This window comes from Xanthomonas chitinilytica (genome assembly GCF_026107455.2).
In the GTDB taxonomy this organism is placed as follows: domain Bacteria; phylum Pseudomonadota; class Gammaproteobacteria; order Xanthomonadales; family Xanthomonadaceae; genus Stenotrophomonas; species Stenotrophomonas chitinilytica.
Genome location: NZ_JAPCHY010000016.1, coordinates 61,127 through 77,367, shown reverse-complemented (window position 1 = coordinate 77,367; position 16,241 = coordinate 61,127). Strand labels below are relative to the sequence as shown.

17 protein-coding genes are annotated in these 16,241 nt (G+C 68.5%); 4 read left to right on the top strand and 13 right to left on the bottom strand.

What is annotated here, in order from left to right:
• Positions 1–344: 344 nt before the first annotated feature.
• The 13 genes from OK345_RS15965 to OK345_RS15905 form a co-directional block, all read right to left on the bottom strand.
• Entirely contained in the window at positions 345–1,553 is a 1,209-nt protein-coding gene (locus OK345_RS15965; RefSeq protein ID WP_265129003.1) for a flagellin, read from the bottom strand.
• An 85-nt stretch (positions 1,554–1,638) separates the two neighbouring features.
• Positions 1,639–2,844, bottom strand: a complete 1,206-nt coding sequence (gene flgL / locus OK345_RS15960) for a flagellar hook-associated protein FlgL (RefSeq protein WP_265129002.1) — start codon at positions 2,842–2,844, stop codon at positions 1,639–1,641.
• On the bottom strand, positions 2,841–4,721 hold the full coding sequence (flgK, locus tag OK345_RS15955; protein ID WP_265129001.1) for a flagellar hook-associated protein FlgK: 1,881 nt from the start codon (positions 4,719–4,721) through the stop codon (positions 2,841–2,843). The genes flgL and flgK overlap by 4 nt, the downstream gene beginning before the upstream one ends.
• Positions 4,722–4,732: 11 nt before the next feature.
• Positions 4,733–5,953 carry a flagellar assembly peptidoglycan hydrolase FlgJ gene (gene flgJ / locus OK345_RS15950; protein WP_265129000.1) on the bottom strand — a complete coding sequence of 407 codons (1,221 nt, stop codon included), beginning with the start codon at positions 5,951–5,953 and terminating at the stop codon, positions 4,733–4,735.
• Between the two features lie 2 nt (positions 5,954–5,955).
• Positions 5,956–7,074: a flagellar basal body P-ring protein FlgI gene (locus OK345_RS15945; RefSeq protein WP_265128999.1), complete on the bottom strand. Its 1,119-nt coding sequence runs from the start codon at positions 7,072–7,074 to the stop codon at positions 5,956–5,958.
• Between the two features lie 8 nt (positions 7,075–7,082).
• Entirely contained in the window at positions 7,083–7,775 is a 693-nt protein-coding gene (gene flgH / locus OK345_RS15940) for a flagellar basal body L-ring protein FlgH (protein WP_265128998.1), read from the bottom strand.
• A 22-nt stretch (positions 7,776–7,797) separates the two neighbouring features.
• A complete protein-coding gene (gene flgG, locus OK345_RS15935; RefSeq protein ID WP_265128997.1) occupies positions 7,798–8,583 on the bottom strand; it encodes a flagellar basal-body rod protein FlgG in 786 nt (261 codons plus the stop codon).
• 104 nt (positions 8,584–8,687) lie between these two features.
• Positions 8,688–9,437 (bottom strand): flagellar basal body rod protein FlgF, encoded by a 750-nt coding sequence (locus tag OK345_RS15930; protein ID WP_265128996.1) that lies wholly within the window; start codon positions 9,435–9,437, stop codon positions 8,688–8,690.
• A 34-nt stretch (positions 9,438–9,471) separates the two neighbouring features.
• The gene (gene flgE / locus OK345_RS15925; protein ID WP_265128995.1) at positions 9,472–10,695 is read right to left on the bottom strand and encodes a flagellar hook protein FlgE; all 1,224 of its coding nucleotides are present in this window, start codon (positions 10,693–10,695) and stop codon (positions 9,472–9,474) included.
• 32 nt (positions 10,696–10,727) lie between these two features.
• Positions 10,728–11,405, bottom strand: a complete 678-nt coding sequence (locus OK345_RS15920) for a flagellar hook assembly protein FlgD (protein WP_265128994.1) — start codon at positions 11,403–11,405, stop codon at positions 10,728–10,730.
• Positions 11,406–11,428: 23 nt separating this feature from the next.
• The gene (gene flgC / locus OK345_RS15915) at positions 11,429–11,836 is read right to left on the bottom strand and encodes a flagellar basal body rod protein FlgC (RefSeq protein WP_265128993.1); all 408 of its coding nucleotides are present in this window, start codon (positions 11,834–11,836) and stop codon (positions 11,429–11,431) included.
• A gap of 12 nt (positions 11,837–11,848) precedes the next feature.
• Positions 11,849–12,247, bottom strand: coding sequence for a flagellar basal body rod protein FlgB (gene flgB, locus OK345_RS15910; protein ID WP_265128992.1), 399 nt, complete (start codon positions 12,245–12,247; stop codon positions 11,849–11,851).
• A 192-nt stretch (positions 12,248–12,439) separates the two neighbouring features.
• Positions 12,440–13,390: a chemotaxis protein gene (locus OK345_RS15905; protein WP_265128991.1), complete on the bottom strand. Its 951-nt coding sequence runs from the start codon at positions 13,388–13,390 to the stop codon at positions 12,440–12,442.
• Positions 13,391–13,521: 131 nt separating this feature from the next.
• Here OK345_RS15905 and flgA point away from each other — a divergent pair, with 131 nt between their 5' ends.
• The 4 genes from flgA (at position 13,522) to OK345_RS15885 (ending at position 16,210) form a co-directional block, all read left to right on the top strand.
• Complete coding sequence (gene flgA / locus OK345_RS15900) at positions 13,522–14,172, top strand: flagellar basal body P-ring formation chaperone FlgA (RefSeq protein ID WP_265128990.1); 651 nt, start codon at positions 13,522–13,524, stop codon at positions 14,170–14,172.
• Positions 14,173–14,242: 70 nt separating this feature from the next.
• A complete protein-coding gene (flgM, locus tag OK345_RS15895; RefSeq protein ID WP_265128989.1) occupies positions 14,243–14,545 on the top strand; it encodes a flagellar biosynthesis anti-sigma factor FlgM in 303 nt (100 codons plus the stop codon).
• Entirely contained in the window at positions 14,542–14,880 is a 339-nt protein-coding gene (locus OK345_RS15890; RefSeq protein WP_265128988.1) for a flagellar protein FlgN, read from the top strand. Before flgM ends, OK345_RS15890 begins: the two co-directional genes overlap by 4 nt.
• A 172-nt stretch (positions 14,881–15,052) precedes the next feature.
• Positions 15,053–16,210, top strand: a complete 1,158-nt coding sequence (locus tag OK345_RS15885) for an ATP-binding protein (RefSeq protein WP_265129006.1) — start codon at positions 15,053–15,055, stop codon at positions 16,208–16,210.
• Positions 16,211–16,241 lie beyond the last annotated feature (31 nt).

Genomic DNA, 16,241 nt, shown 5'->3' with positions numbered 1-16,241 from the left:
GTTGGTGTTGATTACTTGTGCCATGGTGGCTGCTTCCTCTTTGACGTTTGATCCGGTGCCTTGTCGTACCGGTACCTGGGGCAGGGGAGGGGCCGTGAGCCATTGCCGCTGCTGGAATCGATAACGGCAACGAAGAGGGTTCCTTTAGCGCCGACGCAGCGCAACGCGATCCGCGGTGGCCGGGGTGTGATAGACGCCGTTTCCGGAGGTGCCATTCCGGCAAAAGTTCGCGACTGGCGTCGCTCCTGCAAGGTCCTGCCGATGGCAAGAGCGGCGCCACGGAACGCCAAAAGAAAAGGCCCCTCCAGGAGGGGCCTTTGCTCGGGCGGATGCCGGGAAGCGGTTTACTGCTGCAACAGGCTCAGCACGTTCTGGGTGGAAGTATTGGCCTGGGCGAGCATGGCGGTACCGGCCTGCTGCAGGATCTGCGTGCGGGTCAATTCGGCCGTTTCCTTGGCGTAGTCGGTGTCGCGGATACGGCTGCGCGAGGCCGACAGGTTTTCCGAGGTGGTGGACAGGTTGGCGATGGTGGAAGTGAAGCGGTTCTGGATCGCACCCATCTCGGCACGCGAGGAATTCACGGAGGTCAGGGCGTTGTCGATGATGGACAGGGCACGCTGGGCGCCTTCGACCGTGGTGATGTCCAGATCTTCGGCATGCACGCGGTCGAAGGTGGCGGCCGTGGTGAGATCGATTTCGTCGGGATCGGTGAAAGCAGAATCGCCGAAGCCGCCGGTGACGATGTTGGTGTTGCCCTTGATCGCGACCAGGCTGACGGTGAACTCGTCGCCAGCTGCATTGACGTCAAGCCTGGCGTAGACGCCGGTCTGGTCCATCTTGGCATTGATGGCGCTTTGCAGGGCGCTGGCGGCCTCTTTCCCGGTGGCGCTGGCGTCCAGCTTGAGATCGCCGATCGTGACGTCGTTGATGGTGCCGCCGGCCAGGACGACCTTGGTCGGATCGTCGGCATCGGGCGTCAGGGCGGCCACGGCGGCGGTATCCAATGCGGTGCCTTCGGCATCCTTGGCGAATACCGTGGCGCCGATGGCGCTGGTACGGGCATTGACGATGCTGTTGATGCCGATGGTCTGGCCGGCGTCGGCGCCGACCTGGAACAGGGCACCGGAGAAGCTGCCGTCCAGCAGGGTGGTGCCGTTGAAGTTGGTCTGGCGCGAGACGCGGTCGATTTCCTCGACCAGCTGCTTGACTTCGGCATCCAGCGCCTTGCGGTCGGATTCGGAGTTGGTGGCGTTGGCCGACTGCACCGACAGCTCGCGGATGCGCTGCAGGTTGTTGCCGATCTCGACCATCGCACCTTCGGCGGTCTGGGCCAGCGAGATGCCGTCGTTGGCGTTGCGCACGGCCACGTCCAGGCCGCGGATCTGGGTGGTGAAGCGCTCGGAGATGGCCAGGCCGGCGGCATCGTCCTTGGCGCTGTTGATGCGCAGGCCCGAGGACAGGCGCTGGATGCTGGTGGCCAGCGAGGCGCCGCTGGTGTTCAGGTTGCGCTGTGCGTTCAGCGACATCACGTTGGTGTTGATGACTTGTGCCATTTCTCTTCTCCGTCAGGTCTTCTTGGGTCTGGCAAGGGGTATGCGTTGCGTGGGTGGCAGGTGAGGCGGATGCCCCGGTGGTGGATCAGCGGATCATGTTGAACAGGGACATCGACTGCATCTGGCTGAAGATCGTCTGCGCCGCTTGCAGTGCGGCGCTTTCGAGCTGGTACTGGCTGATGGCTTCGGCGTAGTCCAGGTCGCGCAAGCTCGACAGCGTGGTCTTGATCGTCACTTCGTTGGCTTCGCGCAGGGCGGCGGCGTTGTCCAGCGCCATCAGCTGCGAGCCGCCGGAGGCACGGGCGTCGATCATCTTCTCGGCGGCGCGGGCCACGTCGCGGATGCCGGCCTGCAGTACGTTCTGCTGGGCGGCCGCCGCGGCGGGGGTGGCGGTATCCATCTCGAGGGCGGAAATCAGCCCGGTGATGGTGGAGAAGATGTCGCGGGTGCCGGCCGCACCGATGCCGAAGGTGTCGCCGGCGGCCGGTTCACCTTCGACGTGGATGCGCAGCCCCTGGAAGCTGATGTCCTCGCCGGCCTTGAACGTGCCGCTCTGGATCGGGTTGCCGCCGGCATCGAGCACGTCGTAGGTATCGGGGCCGGTGAAGCGGACGGTGTAGCTATCGCCGTTCCAGTTGCCGCTGCTGCTGTCGCGGCTGAGATCGGTCAACACGCCGGTACCGGTGTTGCCGGCGCCGCTGCTGCCGTCCACGGTGCCGTCGCCGGTGCGGATGCGCATGAAGATCTCGCTGCCCGGCAGGGCGTCGGCGACATAGGTCTGCGGCGCGACCTCCACCTGCTTCTGGGTCTGGTCGCCGTTGTAGCTGATGATGCCGTTGGCGAGCGAGAACGCGGTGGAGTCGTCGCTGGCGCCGGCGAACAGGTAGCGGCCATTGCCGTCGGTGCTGTTGGCCAGCGCCAGCAGCCCTTCATGGATGGACCTCAGCTCGGCGCCGATGGCCTGCAGGTCGGCGCTGGACAGCGCCGGGTTGTTGGCCTGGATGGTCAGCTCGGTGACGCGCGACATCATCTCGCCGGCCTGCTGCAGGGCGTTCTCCTGCAGCCCCAGGCGGTTCTGCACGACGTTGGCGTTCTGCTGGAAGCGCGCCAGCTCGGCGACCGTGCGATCCAGGTTGACCGCGGTGCCGGCGGTGACCGGATCGTCCTTGGCGCTGACCAGCCGCTTGCCGGTCGCCAGCTGCTGTTCCAAGTGCGAGAGCTTGGCCTGCTTGCCGAGCATCAGCGACACGGACTGGTTGTACATCATGTTGGTGGAGATGCGATTGATCATCGGCGTACTGCGCTCAGGATGGTCTGGAACATGGTGTCGGCGGTGGAAATCAGCTGCGACGCGGCCTGGTAGGCCTGCTGCAGCCGGAGCATGTCGGCGGCTTCCTCGTCGAGGTTGACGCCGGAGACGGAGTCGCGTGCGGCCTGCGCGTTGTCGTTGATCGCCTTCTGCGCCTGCAGCGAGTACTCGGCGGCACGGGCCGCCGAACCGATCTGGGTGGTCAGGCCGCCGAGCGCGCCGTTGAGGGTGACGGTGCCGCCGTTGAAGGCCTTGAGCTCTTCCACGTTGGCCAGCAGCAGGGCGTTGCCGTTGTCGCTGGAACCGGCGCCGGTGGCGTCGACGCTGAAGGTGTCGCCGGCGGCCGGGGCGCCGTCCAGCACCAGGCTCCAACCGTTGGCGCTGATGGTCTGCCCGGGGGTGTAGGGGAACGGACCGGCGCCATCGATGGTGTACTGGTTGGCGTCGATGAATTCGATAGACGAGCCGGCGAGCAGGTTCGCGTCGCCGGCGTCGGTCACCTTCAGGCCGCTGACCTTGCCGGTGCCGATGTTGGACAGGTCGGTGGTCGCCTTCACCGGGGTGGCGGCGGCGATGCGCGAGGTGTCGGTGATCGCCACGCCCAGGCTGCCGGCCATGCCGGCCGTGGGTTGCAGCAGGAAGCGGTCGTTCGCCACCGCGGTACCGTCCACCACCAGCTGGACGCCGTTGATCACCAGCGGGTCGGCGGCGGTGCCGCTGCCGGTGACCGGCACGCTGGCGCCGGTGTCGGCACGGTTGGCCACCCAGTTGCTGCCGTCGAACTTCAGCACCAGGTTCTGTCCGTCCAGCGCCGACAGGTCGCCGAAGCTGGCGCTGAGGCTGGCGGTACCGGCGTTGCCGCTGTTGGCCGACACCCGCGGCGAACCGAAGGTGAAGAAGTCGCCGCCGAGCTGGCCGTAGAGGTCCATGCCCTGGTGGTGGGCGTCGTTGAACGCACTGGCCAGGCCTACCGCCAGCCGGCCCAGTTCGGCCTGGGCCGGGGTCAGCACGTCCTGCCGGAACTGCAGCAGTCCGCCGACCTGGCCGCCCAGCGACTTGGCCTCCAGGGTGACCGTCATGCCCTGGGTCTGCAGCGCCAGCTGCAGCCGCTCGGGCTGGTACGGGTCGGCGATGGTGGTGACCTTGGACGCGGTGGTGCCGACCACCAGCGCCTGGCCGCCGGCGGTGTAGACGTTCATCGCGCCGCCGTCCTGGATCACCGCGGTGCCGCCGGTGTAACCGATCAGGTTGGCGATCAGCTGGTCGCGGCGATCCAGCAGGTCGGGCGCGGCGGTGGCGGCGTTGCTGCCGATGGTGCCGTTGATCTGGGCGATCTCCGCCGCCAGCCGGTTGATTTCCGAGGCGGCCGAGATCAGGCCGTTGTTGACCTCGCTGTTGAGCGAGTCGAGGTTGGTGTTGAGCTGCTTGAAGCGGGTGGCCAGCGAGTTGGCGTTGTCCAGCAGGTTCTGGCGGTCGGCGGTGGCCGAGGCATTGGACGACAGGCCGCTGACCGAGTCGAAGAAGTTGGACCACAGTCCGGCGACGTTGGTGGCGTTGTCGGAGAACAGCGCATCGACCCGGTCGGCCATCGCCGACAGCTGCTGCAGGCGTGCGAGTTCGCCGCTGCTGTCGAGCAGGCGCGAGATCGCCAGCTGGTCGGCCACCCGCCGGATGTCGGTGATCTTGGTGCCGTTGCCGACGTCGCCATAGCCGACATCGGTGGGATTGCGGGTGGCGAAGTCCACCTTCTGCCGGCTGTAGCCGGCGGTGTTGATGTTGGCCACGTTGTGGCTGACGGTGGCCAGGGCGCGCTGGAACGCGATCAGGGCGCTGCTGCCGGTGGAAAGTACGCTTGACATGGTGGTTTATCTCAACGGCGGATCATGCCCAGCCCGGTGGGGCTGGCGTTGCTGGCGAATCGGGAGCCCAGGCGCGCGCCGGCGTCGCCGATGGCGGCCACCGCGCGGTCGATGGTGGGGCCGTTGGCGATGGCGGCGATCTTGGCCGCGTAGGACGGATCGGTGGCGTAGCCCGCCTTCTGCAGCCCCTGCGCGAAGCCGCGCACGTCGCCGCCGGCCTGCAGCGCCGGCTGGTAGCGGGTGTTGGTCTTCAGCAGCCGCACGTAGTCGGCGAAGCTCTCGGCCGGCGATGCATAGGCGCGGAAACTGGCGGTCTGGTTGTGGCGCACGCCGTTGACGTACTCATGGGTGCCGGTGGTGGCGCGTTCGCCCTTCCAGCCGCTGGCCTTGATGCCGAACAGGTTGTGCGCGCTGCCGCCGCCATCGCGCTGGATCAGCTTGCGGCCCCAGCCGGTTTCCAGCGCGGCCTGGGCGACCAGTGCACGCGGATTGACGCCGAGCTCGCGCGCGGCCTGCTGCGCGTGCGGCCAGATGCTGGCGACGAAGCCTTCCGGCGTATGCGCGCCCAGCTGGCGCGCGGCGGTGCCGGCGGCCACGCTGTCGACGCTGCCCGGCGCGCGGCCGCGCTGGCGGGCGAGGGCGTCCAGGTCCTGCCAGCGATCGTCGGCCATCGCCCAGTTCTCCTGGGCGGGCAGCGAGGCGGCCGGCATCGAATAGGGCTCGCTGCGGCCCTGCGCGGCATGCATGGCGCTGCTTTCGCGCCCGGCGATCAGGTCCAGGGCGCGCTCCATCGGTTGCAGTACGCGCGCCTGCGCATCGGAAGGCAGGCGTGCCAGCGCATCGGCTTCGTCGGCGTCGCGGCCGGGCAGCGATGCCGGCAGGGTGGCGGGGGACGTCAGCTGGTAGGCGCGCGCCGCTTCGGCCGGCTTGGCCAGCGACGTGTCCAGCGCCGGCGTTTCGGCCGCGCTGCCGCCGCCCAGCTGGCGGGCGATGATGGCCGACAGGCCCAGGCCCTTGCCGCGGGTCATCGCCTCGGCGATCTTCTGGTCGTACATCTCGCGGAACATGGTGTTTTCGCCGGGGAACAGCGAATCGCCGAAGCTGGCGTCGCGCATGCTCTTGATCAGCATCTGCGCGAACTGGCCCTCGAGCTGGCGCGCGACCTGGTCGATCCGCGCCGGATCGTTGCGCGTGGCCGGGTTGAGTTCGATTGGCGTGGCGGCGATGCGCATCGTCAGATGACCTCGAGTTCCGCGCTCAGCGCACCGGCCTGCTTCAGCGCTTCGAGGATGGCGATCAGGTCGCCCGGGGCGGCGCCCACCTCGTTGACCGCGCGCACGATCTCGTCCAGCGTGGTGCCGCCTTCGAACTTGAACATGCGGCTGCCGTCGTTGCTGGCGGTGACGCTCGACTGCGGGATGGCCACGGTCTGGCCGCCGCCGAAGGCATTGGGCTGGCTGACGCTGGTCGATTCGCTGACGGTGACCGTCAGCGAGCCATGGGCGATCGCCGCCGGGCTGACCCGCACCTGCGAACCGATCACGATGGTGCCGGTGCGGGAATTGACCACCACCTTGGACGGGGCGGCGCCCGGCGACACTTCCAGGTTCTCGATGCGCGCCAGCAGGCCGATGCGCGCGCCCGGGTCGGTCGGTGCCTGCACCGCCACGGTGACGCCGTCGACCGCGCGCGCCATGCCTTCGCCGAAGGCGTTGTTCAGCGCCGCGACCATGCGCGAGACGGTGGTGAAGTCGTTCTTGTGCAGGTTCAGGGTGATCTCGCCGCCGGCGCCGAACACATCGGGCAGGGCGCGTTCCACGGTGGCGCCGTTGGGGATGCGGCCGACGCTGGGGATGTTGACCGATACCCGCGAGCCGTCGCGGCCCTGCGCGCCGAAGCCACCCACCACCAGGTTGCCCTGGGCGATGGCATAGACCTGGCCGTCGGCGCCCTTGAGCGGCGCCATCAGCAGCGAGCCGCCGCGCAGCGAGACCGAGTTGCCGATCGAGGAGACGGTGATGTCGATCGATTGGCCGGGCTTGGCGAACGGCGGCAGCTCGGCGTGGATCGCCACCGCCGCCACGTTCTTCAGCTGCGGGTTGACGTTGGCCGGCACGTTGACGCCCAGCTCGCCCAGCAGGTTCTTCAGGCTCTGCACGGTGAACGGCGCCTGGCTGGTGCGGTCGCCGCTGCCGTCCAGGCCCACGACCAGGCCGTAGCCGACCAGCGCGTTGCCGCGCACGCCGCCGACCTGGGCCAGGTCCTTGATGCGCTCGGCACTGGCGGGAGCGGCACCGGCCAGCGCCAGCAGGGCGATGGCGAACAGGCGCGAGGAGAGGGTATGCAGGCTCATGTCGATGCTCAGAACGGCGCCAGCGCCGAGTTGAAGAAGCGGCCCAGCCAGCCGATCGCGTTGGACTGCGCCACCGGGCCGCGGCCGCCGTAGGCGATGCGGGCGTCGGCCACCTTGCTGGAGGCGATGGTGTTGTCGGCGGCGATGTCGGCCGAGCGCACGATGCCCTGGATCTGCACCAGCTCGTCGCCCTGGTTGAGGCGCAGGTTCTTCTGCCCCTGCACCACCAGGTTGCCGTTGGCCAGGCGCTGCACCACGGTCACGGTGACGCTGCCCTGCAGGCGGTTGCTCTGCGCGCTGTTGCCGCGGCCGTTGAAGTCGCGCTCGCCGCTGGCCGAGGCGCTGAGGATGTCCTTGCCGCCGAGCGTGACCGGCGCGCCGAACAGGGTCGGGGTACCGATGCCGACTTCCGATTCCTTGCTGATCGCGGTGCTGGCGGTGGTGCTGGCGGTGGTGCTTTCCACCAGCACGATGGTGAGCAGGTCGCCGACGTCGCGTGCACGGCGGTCGCCATACAGGTTCAGGCCGGGGCCGGCGGCGTAGATCGCCCCGGCGCTGGGGGCGGCCGACGGCGCGACGATGGGCGCCACCGGCGCCATCGGCGGATACGGGCGCACATCGCCGGCGATCACGCAGCCGCCCAGCAGGGCGATGCCGGTGGCGGCAGCGGTCAGGCGGACAAGGGGAAGAAGACGGGACATGGCGGTATCCGGGAAGGCGGGATCAGACGTTGTTGTTGAGGTAGGACAGCATCTGGTCGGTGGTGGAGATGGCCTTGGCGTTCATCTCGTAGGCGCGCTGGGTCTCGATCATCGACACCAGCTCCTCGACCACGTTGACGTTGCTGCCTTCCAGTGCGCCCTGGACCACGGTGCCCAGGCCGTTGAGGCCGGGGGTGCCGTTCTGCGCCGGGCCGGAGGCGGTGGTTTCGACGAACAGGTTCTCGCCCCTGGCCTGCAGGCCGGCGGGGTTGACGAAGTCGGTCAGGCTCAGCGAGCCGATTTCCACCGAGGCCGCTTCGTCGGCCATCTTGACGCTGATGGTGCCGTCGCTGCCGATGGTCACCGACTGCGCGCCTTCGGGGATCTGGATGCCCGGCTGCACCGGGTGGCCGCTGTTGGTGACCAGTTCGCCCTGGGCGTTGATCTGGAAGGTGCCGTCGCGGGTATAGGCCGAGCTGCCGTCGGGCATCATCACTTCGAAGAAGCCGCGGCCGTTGACCATCACGTCCAGGGCGCGGCCGGTCTGCTGCTGGCTGCCCTGTTCGAAATGCTTGGAAGTGGAGACCACCCGCACGCCGGTACCCAGCTGCAGGCCGGTCGGCAGCTGCGTCTGCGCCGAGGTCGAGCCGCCGGGCTGGCGCACCTGCTGGTACAGCAGGTCCTCGAAACTGGCACGGTCGCGCTTGAAACCGGTGGTGTTGGTGTTGGCCAGGTTGTTGGATACGACCGACATGCGCGTCTGCTGCGCATCCAGTCCGGTCTTGGCGACCCACAAAGCCTGATTCATGGAACGATCCTCTGCTGATGGTGCCGGCCGCCGGTGGCGGCCCCTGTACTTGCTGATGCATGGCGCGTGCCAGAACCGCGCCGGTTTTACGTCGTGCCCCGGCGTCAGCTGCTCAGGCGCAGCAGGGTGTTGGCGCTGCGCGCGTTCTCGTCGCCGTGCTTGATCACCTTGACCTGCATCTCGAACTGCCGCTGCAGCTGGATCATCTGCACCAGCGCGCCGGCGGCATCGACGTTGCTGCCTTCCAGCACGCCGCTGTCCAGCGCCTTGCCGGCGGCCTGGGCGAACGGCTGCTGCGGGTCGGTGTTGCGCATCAGCCCGTCCAGCCCGCGTTCGAGCCGCTCGTCCGGCGCCTGCACCACGCGCACGCGGCCGATGATGGCCATGGTCTGCGGGCCTTCGCCCTGCGGGATGATCGAGAGCGTGCCGTCGTTGCCGATTTCCAGCGCCTGGTAGGGCGGAACGGCGAGGGGATTGCCGTTCTCGTCCAGCACCGGATGGCCGCCGGCGGTCACCAGCTGGCCATTGGGGGTGAGCGACAGCGCCGCACCACGGGTATAGGCCTCGCCGCCGGTGGGCGCCTGCACCGCCAGCCAGTTGCCCTCCTGCAGCGACAGGTCCAGCGCGTTGCCGGTGACCATCTGCGCGCCGACGCGGCGGTTGAAGCCGGCGTCCACGTGCAGCGCGTCGATGCGCGAGGGATGGCCCGGGCCTTGGATGCGGAAGGCCTCGGTATTGGCCAGCGCTTCCTTGAAGCCGGGGGTGTCGGTATTGGCCAGGTTGTGCGACACCGTGCCCTGCGCCTGCAGCGAGGCGCGGGCACCGGTCATGGCGACGTAGAGAGCCTTGTCCATCAGCGGTATCCCGTGGTGCGGTCAGCGGCCCTCATCAACGGATGTTGATGATGGTCTGGGTGATCTGGTCCTGGGTGGAGACCATCTGTGCGTTGGCCTGGAAGTTGCGCTGGGCGGTGATCATGTTCACCAGCTGCTCGGTCAGGTCGACGGTGGAGGCTTCCAGCGAGCCGGACTGGACCTGTCCCAGGTCGGAGGTGTCCGGCGCGCCGGTGCGCGGGGTGCCCGAGGCGAAGGTCTCGGCCCACAGGTTGTTGCCCTGGTTCTGCAGCCCCTGCGGATTGTTGAAGGTGGTCAGCGCCACCTGGCCCAGCGGCCGGTCGTCGCCGTTGGAGTAGCGCGCGTAGACCACGCCGTCGGCGGAGATGCTGATCTCGTTGAGCTTGCCGGCGGCATAGCCGTCCTGGCGGGTGTCGCGCAGGGCGAACTTCTCGCCGTACTGGGTGGAGCCGGAAAGGTTCAGCGACATGTTCAGCACGCCGGCGCCGGTGCTGGGGGTGAACGGATCCAGCGTGATCTGGCCGTTGGCCGGGGCGGTCAGCGCGCCGCTGTCGGAGAACTGCAGGGTGGTCGGCGCGCCGGCGGCGACGCCGTCGACGTAGTTGTAGACCTCCCATTCGTTCGGGTTGGCGGTCTTGACGAAGTACGAGGTCTGGGTGTGGCCCACGCCCAGCGAGTCGTACACGGTGACGCCGCCGGTGGAATGGCTGTAGCTGTTGGAGTCGGTCGGGTCGAACGGACTGACGGTGGGCTCGGAGGCGTTGCCGGGCAGGGTGAACATCAGGTCGACCGAGGTGGTCTGCCGCGGCGGGCTGTCGGTGGTCAGCAGCTGCAGGTCGGTCAGGCGGCCGGAATCGAAGTTGGTGCCGTCGGCGTTCGGTGCGAACACCTGCAGGCGTGCGCCCTGGGGATTGATCACGTAGCCGTTGCTGTCGGGCTGGAAGTTGCCGGCGCGCGAGTACACGCGGGCGCCGTTCATGTTCAGGGTGAAGAAGCCTTCGCCCTCGATCGCCAGGTCCAGGCTGCGCCCGGTGGTGTCGATGTTGCCCTGCGAGAACTGCTGGGCCACGTTGGTCAGGCGCACGCCCGAGCCGATGGCGTTGCGCGACAGGCCGTAGCTGGTGGACGAGAACAGGTCGGCGAACTCGGCGCGCGACTCCTTGAAGCCGGTGGTGTTGACGTTGGCGATGTTGTTCGCGGTGACGTTCAGATCGGCATTGGCGGCGTTGATGCCGGACAGCGATATGTTGAAGCTCATGGGAGTTCCTTGGTTGGTTCCTGTTGGCCGGCTCAGCTGATGCGGAGCACGTAGTCGATCGGGGCCGTACCCAGGCCCTTGAGGTTGAGGTAGAGCCCGTCCGAGCCCACCGTCACGCTCTCCACCGGTGCCTGCACGTAGGTGTTGAGCTTGGTCTTCTCGCCGCTGGTGTCGCTGTGGCTGGCGCTGATGCTGTAGCTGCCGGCCGGCATGCGGTTGCCGGCGGTGTCGGTGCCGTCCCAGGAGAACGCCACTTCGCCGGCCTCCTTGGCCTCCACGCTGACCTGCCTGACCAGCACGCCGTTGGCGTCGGTGACGTCGACGGTGACGAAGCCGGCCGACGGCGCCGCGACGGTGCCGCTGACGTCGCCCTCGTCCTCCAGCGCGAGCTTGCTCGACGGCACCAGCACCTCGTGGCCCACCAGCGCGGCGCCGCGCAGGATCTGGTCGCTGGACATCGCCTGCTGGAAGCCCTGGACCGTGCTGTTGAGGTCGTTGATGCCCTGTACGGTCGACAGCTGCGCCATCTGCGCCACCATCTGGCTGTTGTCCATCGGCTTGAGCGGATCCTGGTGCTGCAGCTGGGTGGTCATCAGGCGCAGGAAGTCGGCCTGGTCCAGGGTGTCCTTCTTCTTGTTGGTGGTGGTGCCGTTGCCGGTCAGCCCCAGCGCGGAATAGACGTCGCTGCCGACGTTGGAAGTGGTGGTCATGTTCGATGCTCCGGGGCGTGCGCTCAGCGGCCCATGGTCAGGGTGGCCAGCGCCAGTTCCTTGGCGGTGTTGAGCATCTCCACGCCGGCCTGGTAATTGCGCGAGGTGGAGATCAGGTTGACCATCTGCGCGACCGGGTCGATGTCCGGCGCATAGACGTAGCCGTCGCCGTCGGCCAGCGGATGGTTGGGTTCGTAGCGCTTGATCGGCGCGGCGTCGCTTTCGCGGATTTCCTTCACCTGCACCGAGGTCAGGTTGGGGTCCTCGCGGCTGGTCACGGCCTGGAAGATCGGTTCCAGCGGCTTGTAGACGGCCTCGGGCGAGCCGGCCAGCGAGTCGGCGTTGGACAGGTTCGAGGCGATGGTGCTCATGCGCACCGACTGCGCCTGCAGCGCGGAACCGGCGATGTCGAAGATGGGCAGGTTGCTCATGGCGGCGCTCCGTTATTGGCCGGTGATGGCGGTCAGCATGGAACGCACCTTCGACTCGACGAAGCTGAGCGAGGCGCGGTATTCCAGCGCGGCGCGGCCATAGGCGGCACGTTCGGCATCCGGGTCGACGGTGTTGCCGTCAAGGCTGGGCTGCAGGCCTTCGCGCAGCACCTGGAACGGGTTCAGGCCGTCGCCGCCGATGCGGTAGTGCTGCGCGTCGGTGGCGGTCAGCTGCCCGTTGCCGGCGCTGCCCTGGGCATGGCGCAGGGCCGCGTCGAAGTCCAGGTCGGTCGCCTTGTAGCCGGGGGTGTCGGCGTTGCTCAGGTTGCTGGCGATGATCTTCATCCGCTGCTCGCGCAACGGCATGGCCTGGGCATGGACCCCCAGGTAGTCGGAAATCAGGTTGGGCATGGCGCGCTTCCCACGGAACGTTGCCGGGGTAGAGGCAAGCGGCGTGCCAGAAGCCGGCCCTGCCCGCGGCGATCGGCAGGGGCGGCGGGGCCGGTTGTGCGGGCCCGTGCATGATGCGGCGGCGGGCGGTAATGGGCCGGCCGGCCCGGTGGAAGCGGGGCCGGCCGGACCTCCCCCTGAAGCGGAGAAGGATCAGGCCGCGGCGGCGGAGGCGACCTGGCGCAGGCGTTCCAGCACGAAATCGGCCAGTTCGTGCGGCGAATACTTGGCGACGAAGGCGTTGGCGCCCACGCGCTCGACCATGGCGTTGTTGAATACGCCCGACAGCGAGGTATGCAGCAGCACGTACAGGCCGGCCAGGCCCGGATGGCGCCGGATTTCCGTCGTCAGCGTGTAGCCGTCCATCGCCGGCATCTCGATGTCGGAGATGACCATGGCGTAGCGTTCGGCCGGGTTCTCGCCGGCGGCATGGATCTGCAAGAGGTGGTCCAGCGCCTGGCGGCCGTCGGACAGCAGGGTGGCGGTCACCCCCAGCTGGTCGAGCACGCTGCGGATCTGCTGGCGCGCCACCCGCGAATCGTCCACCACCAGCACCTGCAGCGGCGGCGCATCGGAGGGCAGCGCCATCGACGGGTCCAGCACCGCTTCGTTGCGCAGCTGGGCGATGTCGGCCAGCACGCTCTCGACGTCGATCACCTGGATGAGCTCGCCTTGGAAGCGGGTCACGGCGGTCAGGTAGCTGGATTCGGCGCCCAGCTCCGGCGGCGGGTGGATGTCCTCGACCGCGATGTTGACGATCCGTTCGACGCCGCTGACCAGGAACCCCTGGATCGAGCGGTTGAACTCGGTCACCACCAGGTAGCCGGGGGCGGTATCGGCGTCGGGTTCGCGCTCGGGATGGCCGATCGCCAGCCCCAGGTCCAGTACCGGCACCGAGCGGCCGCGCACGTCGGCCACGCCGGCGAACTGCTGCGGCAGCCCGGGAACCTGGAACAGCGAGGGCCGGCGCAGCACTTCCTGCACCTTGAACACGTTCACGCCAAAAAGCTGACGTCCACCCAGCCGGAACAGCAGCAGGGCCAGACGATTGTGGCCGGCCAGTCGCGTACGCTGGTCGATGCGGTTGAGCAGGTCATGGGACATGCTGCAGGTATCGGCGCTGCGGCGGCGGAACTTGAGGGCCGGATGCGATCCGCGGCGCGCGATGTCGCATGGCCGCTGCGGCACGGCGCTTGCATCGGTCTGGGCCAGTTCCATTGCTGCCGGAGTCGCCGATGCGTCTTCTCATGTTGTTGCTCACCTGCCTGATGCTCGCCGCCCCGGCCCGGGCGGGCGGTTTCCAGTCGGTCGATTCGATCCGCGCGGCGGCGTTGTCGACGCTGCCGGCCGGCAGCGAAGGCGAGGCCGTGCTGGATTCGGCGCTGCGCTTGCCGGCCTGCCCGGCGGCGCTGCAGGCGCAGCCGACCGGCACCAGCACCGTGGAGGTCAGCTGTCCGCAGGCCAGCGGCTGGAGATTGTTCGTGCCGGTGAAGGTACGCCGCAACCAGACCGTGCTGATCCTCAACCGCGGCCTGAGCGCTGGAGAAACCGTGACCGCCGCCGATATCACCACCAGCACCCGCGATGCCTCGCGCATCGCCGGCGCCGCCCTGGCCGACCCGGCCGCAGCGGTGGGGCGGGTGGCCCGGCGGACCCTGCAGGCCGGCACCCTGCTGTCGGCCAGCGACCTGCTGGCGCCGCGGCTGATCCGCCGTGGCGACAGCGTGGAACTGGTCTCGCGCCGCGGCGGGGTCGAGGTCCGGGTGGCGGGCCGCGCGCTTGCCGACGGCGGCGAGAACGAGCGGGTCACGGTCGAAAACCTGTCTTCGCGGCGGGTGGTGCAGGGCACCGTGGCCGGCAGCGGCGACGTGCTGGTCTCGCGCTGATAATCTGCCCCCTAAAGATCGCCCGGCGGCGGCCGTTATTTCTATCGAACCGTATTCAGGACTACCTTCCATGAGCCAGAAAATCGACGGCAGCCTCCAGGCCAGCGCCCAGTTGCGCGGCGTGGCCCTCAATGCCAAGCCGGCGCCGGTGGGCGAGGCGCGCACGCAGGCGGTCGAGGCCGGCGACAGCCTGCGCCTGACCGGCGAAGCCGCCAACCTGCAGGCCTTGCAGCGCGAACTGTCCAATGCCCCGGCGATCGACCAGGGCCGGGTGCAGGCGGTGCGCGAGGCGCTGCAGAACGGCAGCTACCGGATCGACCCGGAAGCCATCGCCAGCCGCATGCTCGAGCTGGACCAGCAGATCGGCGGATGAGCCCGGCCATGAGCGAGCCATTGCAGCGCCTCAGCGATGCCCTGGACGGCGAGCGCCAGGCGTTGATCGAGCACGACGTGCAGGCCCTGATCCGCGCCACCGGCGACAAGCTCGAGGCGCTGCGGGCACTGGAAGCGGACCTGCCGCTGGGCGAGGCCGAGCAACTGCAGGAACTGGCCGAGCGCAACCGCGCCAACGGCGTGCTGCTGTCGCGGCGCCGGCGCGAGGTGAACTGGGCGCTGCAGCAGCTGGGGCGCAGCGAGAGCGCCTCGGCCTACGACGCCAAGGGCCAATCGCACCTGCTGCACACGCGACGGCCGCTGGCCATCGCCTGACCGGCGCAGGCGCCGCACACTGGAATTGCCGCCGCAGGCCAGCGCCCGGCGGCGGGTTGCGGGTATATTGAGCGGCCTTTCCGCTGCCCATCGAAGCAACGTGACTGCCCCCGAATCCCGCGTCGCCGTGCCATTGCCCACCACCGAGACCCTGCTGGCGCTTGCCGAGCGGATGCGCGAGGGCATGCTGCTGTTCCGCGAGGACGGTGCGGTGGCGTTGGCCAACGGCATCGTCCGCGACCTGTTCGGCAAGGCCGGGGTCGACGATGCCGGCAGCTATGGCCGGCGGCTGGTGGAACTGCTGCCGGCCCACGCGCTGTCGCAGGCCCGCGACAGCGGCGCCTGGAGCGGCAGCCTGCCGGTCGGCGAACGGGTGGTGATCGCCCATGTCTACCACCATCCGCAGAACGCGGACGGCTACTACCTGGCGCTGTTCCACAACATCGAAGGCCAGGAAGACTACGAGCGCGAACTGCAGCAGCGCCATGCCGAACTGCGCCAGGCCTACCTGCGCCTGAACGGCGCCCAGGAAAAACTGCTGCAGTCGGAGAAGATGGCCTCCATCGGCCAGCTTGCCGCCGGCGTGGCCCACGAGATCAACAACCCGATCGGCTACGTGCACTCCAACCTGGGCAGCCTGCAGGAATACCTGCGCAGCCTGTTCACGGTGATCGAGGCCTACGAGCGCGCCTTGCGCGCGCCCGACCCGAAGGCGCTGATCCCGGAGATCGACGACATCCGCCAGCGTTTCGACATCGACTTCATCAGCCGCGACCTGCCGCAGCTGATGGCCGAGTCGCGCGAGGGCATCGAGCGGGTGACCCGGATCGTGCGCGACCTGAAGGACTTCTCCTATTCCGGCCGCGACGAGTCGTGGAAGCTGGTGGACCTGCACGCCGGGCTGGAGTCGACCATCAACATCATCTGGAACGAGCTCAAGTACAAGATCACGCTGGAGCGTCGCTACGGCGAGCTGCCGATGATCGAGTGCCTGCCGTCCGAGCTCAACCAGGTCTACATGAACATGCTGCTCAACGCCGGCCATGCCATCGCCGAGCGCGGCACCATCACCGTCAGCACCGGGGCCGAAGGCGACCACGTATGGGTCGAATTCGCCGACACCGGTTCGGGCATTTCCCCGGAACTGCGCCAGCGCATCTTCGACCCGTTCTTCACCACCAAGCCGGTGGGCAGCGGCACCGGGCTGGGACTGTCGATCTCCTACGGCATCGTCAACAAGCACCACGGCCGCATCGACCTGGACAGCACCCCGGGCGAGGGCTCGCGCTTCCGCATCGTGCTGCCGGTGCGCCAGCCCAAGGCGGCCTGAGCGCCGCTCCGGGGAAAAGCTCGCGACTGAC

Coding starts and splice junctions, on each gene's coding strand:
- flgJ (WP_265129000.1), bottom strand. CDS start 5,953: ATGCGCATCGCCGCCACGCCAATCGAACTCAACCCGGCCACGCGCAAC.
- OK345_RS15965 (WP_265129003.1), bottom strand. CDS start 1,553: ATGGCACAAGTCATCAACACCAACGTGATGTCGCTGAACGCACAGCGC.
- flgM (WP_265128989.1), top strand. CDS start 14,243: ATGAGCCAGAAAATCGACGGCAGCCTCCAGGCCAGCGCCCAGTTGCGC.
- OK345_RS15945 (WP_265128999.1), bottom strand. CDS start 7,074: ATGAGCCTGCATACCCTCTCCTCGCGCCTGTTCGCCATCGCCCTGCTG.
- flgB (WP_265128992.1), bottom strand. CDS start 12,247: ATGCCCAACCTGATTTCCGACTACCTGGGGGTCCATGCCCAGGCCATG.
- flgG (WP_265128997.1), bottom strand. CDS start 8,583: ATGAATCAGGCTTTGTGGGTCGCCAAGACCGGACTGGATGCGCAGCAG.
- flgL (WP_265129002.1), bottom strand. CDS start 2,844: ATGATCAATCGCATCTCCACCAACATGATGTACAACCAGTCCGTGTCG.
- flgE (WP_265128995.1), bottom strand. CDS start 10,695: ATGAGCTTCAACATATCGCTGTCCGGCATCAACGCCGCCAATGCCGAT.
- flgK (WP_265129001.1), bottom strand. CDS start 4,721: ATGTCAAGCGTACTTTCCACCGGCAGCAGCGCCCTGATCGCGTTCCAG.
- OK345_RS15890 (WP_265128988.1), top strand. CDS start 14,542: ATGAGCCCGGCCATGAGCGAGCCATTGCAGCGCCTCAGCGATGCCCTG.
- OK345_RS15905 (WP_265128991.1), bottom strand. CDS start 13,390: ATGTCCCATGACCTGCTCAACCGCATCGACCAGCGTACGCGACTGGCC.
- flgC (WP_265128993.1), bottom strand. CDS start 11,836: ATGAGCAACCTGCCCATCTTCGACATCGCCGGTTCCGCGCTGCAGGCG.
- OK345_RS15885 (WP_265129006.1), top strand. CDS start 15,053: ATGCGCGAGGGCATGCTGCTGTTCCGCGAGGACGGTGCGGTGGCGTTG.
- OK345_RS15930 (WP_265128996.1), bottom strand. CDS start 9,437: ATGGACAAGGCTCTCTACGTCGCCATGACCGGTGCCCGCGCCTCGCTG.
- flgH (WP_265128998.1), bottom strand. CDS start 7,775: ATGTCCCGTCTTCTTCCCCTTGTCCGCCTGACCGCTGCCGCCACCGGC.
- OK345_RS15920 (WP_265128994.1), bottom strand. CDS start 11,405: ATGACCACCACTTCCAACGTCGGCAGCGACGTCTATTCCGCGCTGGGG.
- flgA (WP_265128990.1), top strand. CDS start 13,522: ATGCGTCTTCTCATGTTGTTGCTCACCTGCCTGATGCTCGCCGCCCCG.